The 13,700-nt window shown below is 32.2% G+C and carries 16 protein-coding genes; 10 read left to right on the plus strand and 6 right to left on the minus strand.

What is annotated here, in order from left to right; genetic code table 11:
• Window positions 1-55: 55 nt before the first annotated feature.
• Both NPIRD3C_RS00790 and glyS read left to right on the plus strand, forming a co-directional pair.
• Window positions 56-895, plus strand: coding sequence for a deoxyribonuclease IV (locus NPIRD3C_RS00790; protein ID WP_148702399.1), 840 nt, complete (start codon window positions 56-58; stop codon window positions 893-895).
• 30 nt (window positions 896-925) lie between these two features.
• Window positions 926-2,383 (plus strand): glycine--tRNA ligase, encoded by a 1,458-nt coding sequence (gene glyS / locus NPIRD3C_RS00795; RefSeq protein ID WP_148702400.1) that lies wholly within the window; start codon window positions 926-928, stop codon window positions 2,381-2,383.
• 9 nt (window positions 2,384-2,392) lie between these two features.
• Here the strand turns inward: glyS and NPIRD3C_RS00800 are convergent, their stop codons facing one another.
• The 5 genes from NPIRD3C_RS00800 to NPIRD3C_RS00820 form a co-directional block, all read right to left on the minus strand.
• Window positions 2,393-2,581, minus strand: coding sequence for a hypothetical protein (locus NPIRD3C_RS00800; RefSeq protein ID WP_148702401.1), 189 nt, complete (start codon window positions 2,579-2,581; stop codon window positions 2,393-2,395).
• Window positions 2,582-2,748: 167 nt separating this feature from the next.
• On the minus strand, window positions 2,749-3,081 hold the full coding sequence (locus NPIRD3C_RS00805) for a hypothetical protein (RefSeq protein WP_148702402.1): 333 nt from the start codon (window positions 3,079-3,081) through the stop codon (window positions 2,749-2,751).
• Between the two features lie 39 nt (window positions 3,082-3,120).
• The gene (locus NPIRD3C_RS00810; RefSeq protein ID WP_148702403.1) at window positions 3,121-4,428 is read right to left on the minus strand and encodes a COG1361 S-layer family protein; all 1,308 of its coding nucleotides are present in this window, start codon (window positions 4,426-4,428) and stop codon (window positions 3,121-3,123) included.
• Window positions 4,428-5,105: an ABC transporter ATP-binding protein gene (locus tag NPIRD3C_RS00815; protein ID WP_148702404.1), complete on the minus strand. Its 678-nt coding sequence runs from the start codon at window positions 5,103-5,105 to the stop codon at window positions 4,428-4,430. Before NPIRD3C_RS00815 ends, NPIRD3C_RS00810 begins: the two co-directional genes overlap by 1 nt.
• 19 nt (window positions 5,106-5,124) lie before the next feature.
• Window positions 5,125-6,282, minus strand: coding sequence for an ABC transporter permease (locus tag NPIRD3C_RS00820; protein ID WP_148704072.1), 1,158 nt, complete (start codon window positions 6,280-6,282; stop codon window positions 5,125-5,127).
• Between the two features lie 146 nt (window positions 6,283-6,428).
• On the opposite strand from NPIRD3C_RS00820, the gene NPIRD3C_RS00825 reads away from it, so the two are divergent.
• The gene (locus NPIRD3C_RS00825; RefSeq protein ID WP_148702405.1) at window positions 6,429-7,331 is read left to right on the plus strand and encodes a winged helix-turn-helix transcriptional regulator; all 903 of its coding nucleotides are present in this window, start codon (window positions 6,429-6,431) and stop codon (window positions 7,329-7,331) included.
• Between the two features lie 24 nt (window positions 7,332-7,355).
• Window positions 7,356-7,871, plus strand: a complete 516-nt coding sequence (locus tag NPIRD3C_RS00830) for an NUDIX hydrolase (protein ID WP_148702406.1) — start codon at window positions 7,356-7,358, stop codon at window positions 7,869-7,871.
• Here NPIRD3C_RS00830 and NPIRD3C_RS00835 read toward each other — a convergent pair whose 3' ends face one another.
• On the minus strand, window positions 7,872-8,852 hold the full coding sequence (locus tag NPIRD3C_RS00835; RefSeq protein ID WP_148702407.1) for a PhoU domain-containing protein: 981 nt from the start codon (window positions 8,850-8,852) through the stop codon (window positions 7,872-7,874).
• Window positions 8,853-8,916: 64 nt separating this feature from the next.
• Here NPIRD3C_RS00835 and NPIRD3C_RS00840 point away from each other — a divergent pair, with 64 nt between their 5' ends.
• From NPIRD3C_RS00840 to NPIRD3C_RS00865, 6 genes are read left to right on the plus strand one after another with little or no spacing between them, the layout of a single operon-like run.
• Complete coding sequence (locus NPIRD3C_RS00840) at window positions 8,917-9,828, plus strand: pantoate kinase (protein WP_148702408.1); 912 nt, start codon at window positions 8,917-8,919, stop codon at window positions 9,826-9,828.
• 10 nt (window positions 9,829-9,838) lie between these two features.
• The gene (locus tag NPIRD3C_RS00845; RefSeq protein ID WP_148702409.1) at window positions 9,839-10,603 is read left to right on the plus strand and encodes a 4-phosphopantoate--beta-alanine ligase; all 765 of its coding nucleotides are present in this window, start codon (window positions 9,839-9,841) and stop codon (window positions 10,601-10,603) included.
• A complete protein-coding gene (gene panB / locus NPIRD3C_RS00850) occupies window positions 10,596-11,435 on the plus strand; it encodes a 3-methyl-2-oxobutanoate hydroxymethyltransferase (protein WP_148702410.1) in 840 nt (279 codons plus the stop codon). Before NPIRD3C_RS00845 ends, panB begins: the two co-directional genes overlap by 8 nt.
• Window positions 11,425-12,669 carry a bifunctional phosphopantothenoylcysteine decarboxylase/phosphopantothenate--cysteine ligase CoaBC gene (gene coaBC / locus NPIRD3C_RS00855; RefSeq protein ID WP_182126208.1) on the plus strand — a complete coding sequence of 415 codons (1,245 nt, stop codon included), beginning with the start codon at window positions 11,425-11,427 and terminating at the stop codon, window positions 12,667-12,669. The genes panB and coaBC overlap by 11 nt, the downstream gene beginning before the upstream one ends.
• The gene (locus tag NPIRD3C_RS00860; protein WP_148702412.1) at window positions 12,666-12,845 is read left to right on the plus strand and encodes an RICH domain-containing protein; all 180 of its coding nucleotides are present in this window, start codon (window positions 12,666-12,668) and stop codon (window positions 12,843-12,845) included. The genes coaBC and NPIRD3C_RS00860 overlap by 4 nt, the downstream gene beginning before the upstream one ends.
• A complete protein-coding gene (locus NPIRD3C_RS00865; RefSeq protein WP_148702413.1) occupies window positions 12,842-13,684 on the plus strand; it encodes a methyltransferase domain-containing protein in 843 nt (280 codons plus the stop codon). Before NPIRD3C_RS00860 ends, NPIRD3C_RS00865 begins: the two co-directional genes overlap by 4 nt.
• Window positions 13,685-13,700 lie beyond the last annotated feature (16 nt).

Raw genomic sequence — 13,700 nt, forward strand, 5'->3', positions numbered from 1 at the left:
CTGGTTTCAGTATTTTTATGCTGGTTTAAATTATGTTTGAAAAAAATGGAAAAGTATGCAAATTGGCTGTCATGTATCAATTTCAGGTTCAATTGACAAAGCAATAGATAATGCAATTGAGAGAGAGTGTTCTGCCTTTCAAATCTTTACTAGAAATCCACGCGGATGGAATGCAAAAGATCTTACTAAAGAGGATGTTACTAAATTCAAATCAAAATTAAAAGAAAGTAAAATTGATAGATTTGCAACTTGTGCACATATGCCATATTTACCAAATTTAGCTACTCCAAAAGATGATGGGTTTAAAAAATCAGTAAAAATTCTGATAGATGAGGTTAACAGATGTGCACAATTAGGAATTCCATACTTGGTGACACATCTTGGTAGTCATTTGGGAACAGGTGAAGAAGCTGGAATAAAGAGATTGGTTGAGGGATTAACAATGGCAGGAAAAACAAACAATGATGTAATGATTTTGTTAGAAAATACAGCTGGACAAAAGAATTCTGTTGGTTCAGATTTCAAACAACTCGGCGAGATATTCAAAAAGTTGAAACCTAAAAAAAAATTTGGGGTATGTTTAGATTCATGCCATGCATTTGTTTCAGGATATGATTTGAGAACTGAACAAGCAGTCAAAAAGACTTTTGTAGAATTTGATAAATATGTAGGAATAGATAATTTAAAAATTCTTCATTTAAACGATGCAAAAGGAGACATTGGATGTAACCTCGATAGACATTATCACTTAGGATTAGGAGGAATTGGTGAGAAAGGAATTTCAGCTATTGTAAAGTTTGCAAATAAGAAAAAAATTCCAATTGTTTTAGAAACTCCCATAGATGATGATAGAGATGATTTTGAGAATATTAGAAAGGCAAAAGAATTTGCGTAGAAATTTATTCAATGGGTTTAGTGACTAGATATGGACTATGAAACAGTGATGAAATTAGCACTTGAACGTGGATTTTATTTTCCTAGTTGTGAGGTTTATGCCGATGCACAAGCTGGGTTTTGGGAATACGGGCCAACAGGTGTTGGTTTGAAAAATAAATTTTTAGAGTTGTGGAGACGAGAATTGATCAGAAGAGATGGAATGCTTGAGATTGATGGTTCTCAGATAATGTCAAAATCAGTTTTTGAAGCTTCAGGGCATTTAGGAAATTTTGCCGATCCAATAATAAAATGTACAAAATGCAATTCCACATTTAGAGCTGATAGAACTATTGCAGAAATTACTCAAATTGAAATACCTGAAAGTGCAAATTTGGAAGAATTCGATAATGCAATTAATCAAAATAATATAAAATGTCCAAAATGTAAAGGAAATTTTGAAAAGACAAAAAATTTCAATATGATGTTTAAAGTAGGAATTGGGCCTGAAGAGGAAGAAGCATATCTCAGGCCAGAGACGTGTCAATCAATCTTTGTTGATTTTCCTAGATTATACAAAACTATGAGAGGAAAACTTCCACTAGGAATTGCACAAGTTGGTAAAAGTTTTAGGAATGAAATTGCTCCAAGACAAAGTCTTTTACGATTAAGAGAATTTTATCAGGCAGAAATTGAAGTATTTTGTAATCCTTCTAAACTAGAAGAGGTCAAAAAATTTACAGAAATTCAAGATACGATAATCAGAATCCAAACAGATTCAAAACCAGTTGCTATGACATGTAAAGATGCAATTGATTCGGGAATCATCCCCAACAAATTTGTGGCATATTATTTAGGAATACTGACTGAATTTTATGAAAAAACTGGAATTGATATATCAAAAAGTAGATTCAGAAAATTAGGAGATAAAGAAAAAGCATTCTATGCTGAAGTTGCTTTTGACTTTGAGGTCGAAACAACAATAGGATGGTTAGAATTAGTTGCATGTAATTATAGATCAGATTATGATTTATCCAGTCACGCAAATAAAAGTAAGGAAAAATTTGAAGTTATGGATAATGATGATAAAGTCTTACCACATGTATTCGAAATTTCAATGGGTATTGATAGAAGTCTTTACACAATATTAGAACATTCGTTAAAAGATGATAAAGAACATGAAAGAGTGGTTTTATCACTAAAGCCATATCTTTCACCAATACATGTAGGAATTTTATCATTAGTGAAAAAAGATGGATTAAAAGAGAAAACAGATGAGATTTACCTATCCGTAAAAAGAAAATTTGATGCATTTCTAGATCACTCAGGAGCAATCGGTAGAAGATATCGAAGGCTAGATGAGATCGGAGCTCCATTTGCAGTCACAGTTGATCATCAAACGTTAGATGACGATACAGTCACAATTAGAAAAAGAGATTCTATGGAACAAACTAGAATAAAAATTTCTGAATTAGATTCAATTCTTATAGAATCTGTTGCATATCCATAAAAATTTTAACTAATCTTTGAGCCTATCTTTTGTAAAAATTATAAAACTAATTCCAAATGCTATGAGCATTCCAATTCCAGGAATGTACGCATAATTGAATCCAACTCCAGGATGATTTTCTTGATGATAATTATTAATCAAAAATGTCAGAGCCAACAAGACAACTCCAATTATTGTGAGCTTTCTGTGAGTTTCCAATATTGATAATGTTGATGATCACTATATGAATTTAGAAAAATTACAATAACGGAGTCGTAATAAATCCTACAATACTACCAACTAGAAATAAAAATATTCCCTTTGTCATACCGATTCCCAATTTAATATAATATAATTATGATATAAGTTTTGAACTGATTTTCAGATTATGGACTAGGTTTCATTTCAGCTAATTTTTGAATAACTTGTTCAAGTTCTGCTTTGTTGTCATTAATTACTCGCTTTACAACTTCAATTTCTTTATTAATTTGCCCTATCTGCTCATTATCAGAATTTTTTATTTGATTCTCCAGATCTTCTAATACTTGTAAATTGTATTGATTAATTTTTTCTAATTCATTTTTGTATTTTTCTAATTTGTCATATTGATTAGATATTTCAGGAATCTCCATGATCTCTTGATTTGTCACAAAACCTGAAATTGCAACAATACCACCTATTGCCAAAGCTGCAATGATAGCAACAATACTTGATCTCATTTTGAATTGACCTTAATTCTCCAGATAATTATTAAAAATTTAATCGCTGGCCTCGTTTGCTGATTTCTTACGCCTGCGCATTATGTAGATTCCCACACCAATTGCAATTGCTATAGGAATAATAATCATTGTAGAGTCTGGACCTGATTCGCCATTATTTGTAGGCTCATTTACAAAGATTGTTGTATCTTTAGTAACAAAGAGTTCATCTCTAATGCCATCCTTGTATCTAACGGTAATTGTAATGTCATGTTCCCCGTATTTTGGCTCGCCATCAAATTCAATTGGAATGTTAAATGGTACGGGTGCATCAACTTCAATCTCGTCTATGAATTGAGTGTTTGATTTGATGTTAGAATCACCACGAGGCTCAACAGATACAAAACCAAACAAGCCATCTTCATTGCCTTCATTAATAATTTCTCCAATAATCATTTGTGTTCCAGACAATTCAATTACATCAACATTGAAAATAGTAAGATCAATCAATCCTTTAATGTAAAAATCAACAATTTTTGAAATTACATGTTGATCACCATGAGCATTATAATATGAAATAGACAGAGGGATTCTCAATGTATCACCTTTTAGTCCTTCTGGCACGTACACTGTTGCAGTAAGATGTCTAGCAGATTTTGGATCAATGTTTCCGACATCCCAATTTGATTCCAAGATCACAACATTTTCCACATTAGTAGTAGAGGCTGTAGTCGATGCACGTTCTGTTTGTGTATTTGATGCAACAATATCAACACTAGATAACGGAGCAGTTCCATCATTTGAAATTTCAATTATTACGTTGTTTGTTCGCAAAGATGTAAGGAATGGATCTAATGCTTTCACATTGATCACACTATCACCAGTTACCTTAAACGAAAAATCTTCAAATGCCGTTCTAACACCTGATTCTCTTAATCTTGAATAATCAACTTTTACTGTTCCAGGATATTGTTGAATATTCACATTCTTATCGATATTTACAAAGAATGTAAGATGAAAGTTTTCACCTGCCAATGAATTTGAATCGCTGTCAGCTCTAATTATTGAACCTGGCCCATCAGATGCAGAAAATCCAAAAGGCAATGACAATTGTCCTTTAATTCCTGTAATATCTTGAGTTCCAACATTTGCAAATACAACAGTAAATGGAACATTACTATCTCCAGCCTCAACTTCTATTTTCTGATTTAGTGTACCAAAGTATGCATCTAGGAATTTGACATCACCAAAATCTCGCTCAAAAGGTGAATCTCCAAAGCCACCAGATTGGATTTGGGCAAAAGAATTTCCTACAAAAAGTGGTACCATCAAAATTGCAAATAACAAGAAGAATGGTTTATGATTCATTATACTAAAACCTCCATTTCAGATGGCATATCGCCTTCAAAGGCCTTACCATCTTTTATTGTAATGACTTTGTCTACATCACCAAAGTGTTGACGATCGTGTGTTACAATCACAAATGTTTGATTAAGTTTTTTTGCCATAGATTTCATCAATTGTACTATTGTGTCAGATGTAACAGAGTCCAAGTTTCCTGTTGGCTCATCTGCCAAAACAATTGAGGGTTTATTGATTAATCCTCGTGCAATAGCTGCTCTTTGAGCTTGACCGCCTGAAATTTTGTTTGCTCGTTTATAGATCTGATCCTCAAGGCCAACTGCTTTTAGTAGATCTTTTGCATCTTTTTCAGCAGTAACATTTGTTCCTCCAATTTGTCTTGGAAGCAATACATTTTCCAAAACGGTTAGATCAGAAAGCAAATTTGAGAATTGAAAGATAAATCCTAATTTTTTATTTCTAAATGAAGAAATCTTATCATCATTAAGAGTAGTAGTATCGACTCCATCAATTAGGATCTTTCCAGTTGTAGGACGATCAAGTAAACCAATCATGTTAAGCAATGTAGATTTTCCCGAACCAGAACTTCCAACAATTAAAACAATTTCACCTTGTTGAACTGAAAGAGTTGCATTATCAAGTGCCTTGACTTTATTTTCACCTTCTCCGTAGATTTTTGTCAAATTACTAATCTCTAATACCTTAGACAGTTCTCATCGCCTCCACAGGTAATAGCTTAGTTGCCCTATACGACGGATAGAGTGACGCAATAATTGCCAAAATAAACGAAGTCAAGGCTGTTTGAATAATCTTTTCCCAGTTGTAGCTAACTTCAAGTGGCAAACTATTGTTAAATGACATCTTTGTAACATCAGCATAAAATGTATAGCCCAATCCTGCAGCAGTTCCTACACAAGCACCAATTGCTCCAATAATCATTCCTTGGAAAATAAAGATGACTAGAATATCTTTTCTTTTAGCTCCAATAGATCTCATTACACCAATCTCACGAGTTTTTCCATTTACTAGCATCATCTGAATTGTTACAATCGCAAAAGCCGAAGACATCATCCCAAAATAACCAATCATGTTGATCATTGCAATACCAGATCTGAATCCAGCAAGTTGTTCTTCAGCTGATTCCTCTATTGTTTCAGCTCTAAAATCATCATTAGGAAATGAACGCAGGAAAAATTCTTTTACTTCAAATGCTTTTGTAGGATCATTTAGTTTTACCATAAAAGAACCTGTATCACCTTGTCGATTCATCATATCACGTAAAGTATCAATATGAACAACTGCAGTATAATCAAAGCCCTGACCACCAGGTGACTTTGCAATTCCTGAAACGGTAAATCTTCGAATTTGATCTTCACCCCATCTATCAACTACCAGAACTTTAACACTGTCACCAACTTGAGCTCCACCAAGATCTCTTGCAACATTAGAACCTAACACAATAGAGTTTCTTGAAAAAACATAGTTTCCTTCTGAAATAGTTTCATGTACAGTTGACGCTCTAACATCTCTAAATGGATCAATTCCAACTATGGGGATTCGTGTTTCTTCAATTAATTTTCCATTTTTTGTCATATTCATTTCGGCAGTTGATGAAAGCCGCGGTGTCGCTGCTTCAACATATGGAATTCTTTCAAACCAATTTACAATAGACAAATCTGATTTATCGATATAGTCTGCTTCATCAGTTACAAGTACATCACCATTTCTGTAATCGCTAATGTCTCTAACAATTGCATCAAACAATCCCTGAAAAATTACAAAATTTACATGAATTACTAAAATTCCAATTGTAACAGCTAAAACAGCACCAATCAAACTCCCCTTTTTGTTAAACAACATTCTTTTTGCTAGTCTTAATCGATATTCCACGGTTCCAATAAAATAGTCTAATATTTAATGTATATGATATCTAGTGCTAACAGTATAGACAATTTTATATGATATTGGTTATTAATGAATTGCAGAATAACATTGGAGATAACATAATGGACAATTTAGATATGAAAATTTTGAGCAAATTACTTAACAATTGCAGAGAATCGGACAGGCAGATAGGAAAGGAATTAGGAATTTCTGGAGGTGCAGTACGTGTCAGAATAAAAAAGATGGAAGAAAAAGGAGTTATTGAAAAATTCTTTATCAAAGTAGAGCCTCCAATTTTAGGCAATGGTATACTGTATTTTGTAGTATCAGGGGAAAATATTCAAGAAATTTTAGAGCAGGTCAGTCTAGTTGGCGAACCATTTTTGGTAGTTCCATGTGTTGGTGGAATTACAGTATGTAGTATTGTGATTAAAGAAGATTTGGAGCAAAAAATTGAGCTTGCAAAAAAATTAATGAAAGATATTAGAGTTTTATCAATTTTTGAGGCAGAAAATCCAGGATTTAATTCCAATCTAACAAAAACAGATTTAGAAATTTTAGGAGAATTGATAAAAGATCCAAGACAAAAAAGTGAACAACTTGCAAAGAAAACAGATCTGTCAACTAAAACAATAACAAGATGTCTAGAAAAATTACATGACAATGATGGAATTCAATTCACTTTAATTTATGATCCTACAAAGATTGAGGAATTTATTCCCCATGCAGTACTTACTTGGATTAATGGAGATTTGAAAGAAACTTTGGAAAATCTAAATAATAATTTTTCAGAATCATATTTACAAATTCCTTTTATTGCAAAAAATCAAATTGTCTTATTTATGTACAGCAATAGTATTTTTAAAATGGACGAATTAACACAAAAAGTCAGAACCATAAAAAATGTAAAATCTACAGACTTGTTTATTCCAAAAAAGATTTTGTTTTACACAAATTGGATTCAAAGAGCAATTAAAGAGTCTAAAAAATCCCCCAAACTACACCTCACATATCAAACAAATTAAATAATAACACTTTGATGAAAATATATGAAGAAGAAAAAGATCTATGAAGGAAAAATTTTAGGTCTTAGTGTTTATGATGGAAAAATAGAAGGAAGAAAAGTTAAACGAGAAATGATAGAGCATAGAGGAGCTGCAGCTATGCTTGCTTTTGATGAAGACAAGAAAGTTATTCTTGTAAAGCAACATAGATTCCCACATGGATATGTTCTAGAGATTCCTGCAGGAACATTGGAAAAAAGAGAAAAACCCATCAAATGTGCATTCAGAGAATTAGAAGAAGAGACAGGATATAGAGCAAAGAAGATGACGCCTCTAATCACATACTATCCATCAATTGGGTACAATTCAGAGGTAATTCACTGCTTTGTAGCCTCAGGATTGAAGAAAATTGCTGATTTGAGACTTGATGATGATGAGATTCTATCAGTAGTAAAAATAGATATGAAAAAATTACTCAATATGATAAAAACTGGAAAGATTCAGGACTCAAAAACAATATGTGCAGTTTTGACATATGCTGCAAAAAAGAAACTATACTAATTATTCATTATAGATTGGTTGAACGAGATCTGCCACATCAGCCCAAGATTGAGTTATTCTTTCAAACATAAAGACCATATCAAGAAAATCTATTGGAATCTCTTTTTTATTTCCTAATGTAGTTCTGAGTTTACCAAGTTTTTCTTCAAATTTTTTATGTAATGATATTGCTTCTATTGCTAAAAGCCTATCTGGCTTTGTAAATGCATCAATTGATTTTTCTGCTAATTTACTAAAGTCTTTTACAACATCATAGATCTTTTTGGATTGTTCTTTTGATAATGAGGAGTTATAAATAAAATCAGAGAGCTCTACAATTGAGTCACCAGCATTCTCAAGTAGATTTGCTGCAACCCGATAATCAAGAACATCAATGTTTTCTAGATTAAATGCATTAGCTAATCTCTTGTCAACAAGAGTACTGCGAATTAATCTAACTAGTAAGAAATATTGTCTATTTACTTCTGCATCACGTTTTGATAATGTTTGCAAGTTTGATTTATCATCAGAAATTAATCCCTTTGATGCATCATCATACATTCCAAGAGCAATTGAACTCATACGTTTGAGAATTTTTTCAGGATTAAGTGTTGTAGCATCTAAAAGAAATTGCATGTTTATGTGTGATGCATCTTCTTCAATTATTTCCATTCCAACAAGTCGTCTCATAGAATTACGGATCTTTTCTCTATCTTCACCTGGAATAGTAGAATCAGAAGTGATTTCAATAATGTCATACCCTAACAGATAAGCACCTGTAATGTCAGCTACAATATTTTCTTCTTTTGGAAGTGGATAAGAGATTACAAGTTCTTTTGTAGGACGCGTCTCTCTATTTGCAGAAATTGAAATGCTATCTTGACCAGTATCAAGTTCGACTTGACTACTTTTGTCTAGTTTGTTTGCATCTACCCATTCTTTTGGAAGTGATACCAGAATGCTACTTCCTATTCTTTGCAGGCGTCGAATGAATTTAGTCAATTTATACTAATTTAATTAATTTAAGCCATATTCTTATATTTTATGCAAAATTTAAACTCAGATCATGGAGGGAGTAGCATTTTGTCCTGCACACATTACAGGTTTCTTCAAGGCTCATTTAGATAATAAGCAAAAAGATTTAGAAAATCTAGGCTCAATGGGAGCAGGTTTCTCAATAAAACAAGGAGTTACAACTAGAGTAAAGATTGATGAGAAAAATAATCATAATTCAAACTTTAGAATTACAACAAAAGGTTATCAATCTGATAAGACAGACGTTTCAGAATTTGTACTAAATGAATTTCTAAAAACTGGAAATTTTGAAGACAAGTTTTTTAATATTGAACATGAGATTTCAATTCCAGTAGGATACGGTCTAGGTTCTAGCAGTGCTGTTGCATTATCATTATCATTTGCATTAGATCAAGCTCTTGATACAAAGTTAGATAAAAACACAATTGGAAAAATTGCGCATAATGCAGAAGTTAATTGTAAAACTGGATTAGGTGATGTCTTAGCATCATTTCATGGAGGATTTGAAATTCGTGTAAAGCCAGGTGCACCAGGAATTGGAACAGTTAAAAAAATTTCTACAGAAAAAATTTCAATCATTATGATTTGCTTTTCACCAATATCAACAAACAAATTCATCAAAGAGAGATTATCTCAAATTAATGGTCTAGGCGGAAAAATGGTTAACAGATTACTAGAATCAAAAGATTATGAACATTTTCAAGATATGTCTTTAGAATTTGCAGAATATGTAGATGTAATGACACCTAGAATGCAAAAAATAGTTGATGAATTAACTCAAAACAATATCAAATGTGGAATTGCACTTTTTGGTGAGACAGTTTTTTCAATGATTCCACAAAAAGATGAAAATAAAGTTTTAGAAATTTTACAAGAATATTCTGATGGAGTAATAATAAAATCAGAATTAGATGATATTGGAGCAAGAGTTCTTAATAATTAATTGAGTTTTCATGACTTTAATTCCAAAATCGCATCCAAGAGCAAAGTCACTTTTAATTCGTGAAAAGTTAGTTAGCGGTTTTGACAAGGGCCTAGTTGCAAAAGAAGGTCTTTTGGCACAAGGTAGAGGAGAAGCGTTTGATTATTTGCTTGGTGAGAAAACAACCAAGGCCGCAAAACATGCCATAAAGGCAGCAGCAGCACAACTTCTCCAGGCTCAAAGACCAGTAATCTCAATTAATGGAAATATTGCAGCCCTGTGCCCAAAGGAGGTCATCAAATTATCAAAACAAATCAAGGCAAAACTTGAGGTAAATCTATTTTATTCAAATGAGAAGAGAAAGCAAGCCATCATCAAAACACTAAAGAAAAATGGAGCAAAGGAGATTCTTGGTACAAATTCTGCAAATTCAACAAGACTACCAGGAATTGATTCTGCTAGAAGGGTAGTAGATAAAAATGGAATTTTTGTAGCTGATGTTGTAGTTGTTCCTTTAGAGGACGGAGATAGAACTATGGCACTTAGAAATGCAGGAAAAACAGTAATTACATTTGATCTAAATCCACTTTCAAGAACTTCACAAACTGCCAACATTACAATTGTAGACAATGTAACACGAGCAATAGAATTGCTAATTGCAGAATCTAAAAGATTGGCAAAAAAGAAAGAAAAAAGTCTTGAAAAAATAATTACAAATTTTGATAATAAAAAAAATCTAACAGAGAATGTAATTCAAATTAAAAATAATCTTACAAGGAGAGCACGAATTGCATAAATCAGTACAAGATATCATAAATATGAAAAAAGAGAAAAAGAAAGTATCAGTAATTACAGGTTATGATTACACTTTAGCATCATTATGTGACAAAGCTGGAATTGATGTATTGTTAGTTGGGGATAGTGCAGGGATGGTAATGCTTGGTTATGAAAACACAATCCCTGTAACAATGGATCAAATGTGTATGTTTACTGAAGCAGTTAGTAGAGCAAGAAATAACGCATTACTTGTAGCTGATTTGCCATTTATGTCATATCAAGCAAGTATCGAAGATGCAATTAACAATTCAGGCAAACTAGTCAAAGCAGGAGCTGATGCAGTCAAACTTGAAGGTGGTTCAATAATGGCTGAAACAATTAGTGCTATTGTTGATGTTGGAATTCCTGTAATGGGACATATTGGATTACAACCCCAAACTACAATGCTTTCAGAAGGTTACAAAGTGCAAGGAAGAACAAAAGATACAGCAATAAAATTAATTCAAGATGCAAAGGAGATAGAAGAGGCAGGAGTGTTTAGCATAGCATTAGAGATGGTTAGCCATGAAGTTGCACAAATTATTTCTGAAACTGTAAGCATTCCTACGATTGGAATTGGATCTGGAGCAAATTGTGATGGGCAGGTACTAGTTGTTCAAGATTTGCTTGGAATGTATGACAAGATAAAACCAAAATTTGCAAAAAGATACATGAATCTATCCGAGGATATTGTAAAATCACTTGAAGATTACAAGAGTGATGTAGAATCAGGTACATTTCCTGCAGAAGAAAATTGGTTTTCAATGAATCCTGATGAATTGAAAAAATTGCGTGAACAAATTGGTAGTTAAAAAGAAAGTAAATGACCACCCGTCATTAGATATTGTATCATCTCACGGTGTAGAGTTGACAGGTAAGAAAATTGTATTATGTGTTGCAGGTAGTGTTGCAGCATACAAAGCAATAGAGCTAGCAAGGTTGCTCATGAGACACGGCGCAAATGTAACATGTGTAGCTAGTGGTGCAGCAACAAAGCTGATTCAACCAGATTATTTCAAATGGGCTACAGGAAACAATGTAATTACAAAACTTACTGGTAAATTAGAGCACATAAAATTAGCTGATTATAATCAATCAGATTTAGTAATTGTCTATCCTGCAACTGCAAATACCTTGGGTAAACTTGCAAATGGTATTGATGATACGCCGATTTCAACAGTTCTAACAGTTGGATTTGGCTCAAAGATTCCAATTTTGATGTGTTTAGCAATGCACGAATCAATGTATAACAATTTAGCAGTAAAAAAGAATATTGAGTTTCTAAAAAATAAGATCCAATTTCTTAAGCCTAAAATGATTGAAGGAAAAGCAAAGGCACCAGAACCTGAAGATATTTTAGAATTTGTACTAAAGAAATTTGGTTTCTCATCTACATTACAAAATAAAAAAGTGCTAATGACTGCAGGACCAACAATAGAATACATTGATCCAGTTAGAGTGATAACAAATCTTAGTTCTGGGAAAACAGGAGTGTCATTAGCTTCAGAATTAATTTCAGCTGGAGCCAAAATCACTTTAATTTATGGTCCAGGAAATGAAAACCCACCAAGAGGTGCCAAAGTAATCAATGTTGCAACAAACAAAGAGATGCTTGATGCTACAAAAAAAGAACTGAAGAAAAAATACGATATTGTGATAATGGCAGCAGCTGTATCAGATTATACTCCTGAAAATACATCAAAATCAAAGATAAAGAGCAACAAAAAATCACTTACAATCAGGCTCAAAAAAGCACCAAAAATAATTGATCAAGTAAAAAAAATCCAAAAAAATACCATGCTAGTTGGATTCAAGGCAGAAATTAATCTATCAAAAAGTGCTCTAATCAAATCAGCTAAAACAAAATTAAAAGAATCTGATGCCGATCTAATTATTGCAAATGATATTGGAACAAAGTATCAAAAGAATCCAAACAACAATCAAATCATAATTGTAGATAATCAAAAAACAATAACATCAGGATGGAAGAAAAAAGAGAAGATTGTAAAATTAATTAGAAAAGAAATTGAAAAGAAAATAAAATGAAAAATTCTGAATTAAAAAAACTGATTTCACAATACAAAGAAATTTCAAACAAACAAAAAAAGAAACATACAGATAATTTCGAACTAACTAAAAAGCTAAAAGAGATAGAGCATAAATATTTTCATGAGACAGGAAGAACATTAAAATCAGATCTAGAAGAGTTTAAAGAAAATTGAAAGTAAAACATTTTGATTATAAAAAACAAAATATGTCAGTTTGGAATGAAGTTGCACCAAGGTATCACAAAAGATGGGCAACATCTAAAAAAGGACCATTTCAAAGTACAAAAAAATTAGTTGAATTAATTGATGTGAAGAAAGGAGATCGTATTCTTGATGTTGCAAGTGGAACAGGTGTTGTTACAAAATTATTAAATCAAAAAGTAGGAAAATTAGGATTTGTGGTTGGTGCAGATACATCAACTACTGCAATTAAAGTTGCAAAAAAATGGAATAAAAAGTCTTCAAATATTTTATTTGTAAATACTGATGCTGAAAATTTTTCATTTAAAGAGAAATTTGATATTATTACATGTCAATATGCATTGTTTTTTTTCCCAAATGCCCAAAAGGCTCTAAAAAATATGAAAAATAGCCTCAAGGAATCAGGCAAATTAGGAATATCTGTACATGGGCATCCTAATAGAGTTCCATATTTTGATAGTATTTTTGAGGCTGTAACACAATTTATCCCAAATTATGTTCCACCTGGAACTCCTGATTTTGATAGGTTTGGTACAAAAAAATCACTCAGAGATGAGATAAAGAAAGCAGGTTTTAGAAAAATAACAGTAAAAGATTACAACTTTCCACATAGCCCAGGTACCTTTGAACAATACTGGGGTAATTATCTCAGATATGTGGCAAAGCCAATAAAAGAAAAACTAAATTCATTGGATAGATCTCAAAAAAAAGAGCTCAAAGAGATGGTAAAAGAAAACACAAAGCCCTACACAAAAAAGAATGGAATAATTCAATTTCCTTGGGAAGTTTTAATTTTAACAGCAAAACACTAGAAAATTAGGAAAAGAA

The sequence above is a fragment of the Nitrosopumilus piranensis genome (assembly GCF_000875775.1).
Taxonomy (GTDB): domain Archaea; phylum Thermoproteota; class Nitrososphaeria; order Nitrososphaerales; family Nitrosopumilaceae; genus Nitrosopumilus; species Nitrosopumilus piranensis.

Excerpts from the sequence above, each read along its gene's own strand:
- NPIRD3C_RS00830 (WP_148702406.1), top strand. The coding sequence starts at position 7,356 with ATGAAGAAGAAAAAGATCTATGAAGGAAAAATTTTAGGTCTTAGTGTT.
- NPIRD3C_RS00805 (WP_148702402.1), bottom strand. The coding sequence starts at position 3,081 with ATGAGATCAAGTATTGTTGCTATCATTGCAGCTTTGGCAATAGGTGGT.
- NPIRD3C_RS00820 (WP_148704072.1), bottom strand. The coding sequence starts at position 6,282 with ATGTTGTTTAACAAAAAGGGGAGTTTGATTGGTGCTGTTTTAGCTGTT.
- NPIRD3C_RS00845 (WP_148702409.1), top strand. The coding sequence starts at position 9,839 with ATGACTTTAATTCCAAAATCGCATCCAAGAGCAAAGTCACTTTTAATT.
- NPIRD3C_RS00860 (WP_148702412.1), top strand. The coding sequence starts at position 12,666 with ATGAAAAATTCTGAATTAAAAAAACTGATTTCACAATACAAAGAAATT.
- NPIRD3C_RS00840 (WP_148702408.1), top strand. The coding sequence starts at position 8,917 with ATGGAGGGAGTAGCATTTTGTCCTGCACACATTACAGGTTTCTTCAAG.
- NPIRD3C_RS00790 (WP_148702399.1), top strand. The coding sequence starts at position 56 with ATGCAAATTGGCTGTCATGTATCAATTTCAGGTTCAATTGACAAAGCA.
- NPIRD3C_RS00810 (WP_148702403.1), bottom strand. The coding sequence starts at position 4,428 with ATGAATCATAAACCATTCTTCTTGTTATTTGCAATTTTGATGGTACCA.
- glyS (WP_148702400.1), top strand. The coding sequence starts at position 926 with ATGGACTATGAAACAGTGATGAAATTAGCACTTGAACGTGGATTTTAT.
- NPIRD3C_RS00825 (WP_148702405.1), top strand. The coding sequence starts at position 6,429 with ATGGACAATTTAGATATGAAAATTTTGAGCAAATTACTTAACAATTGC.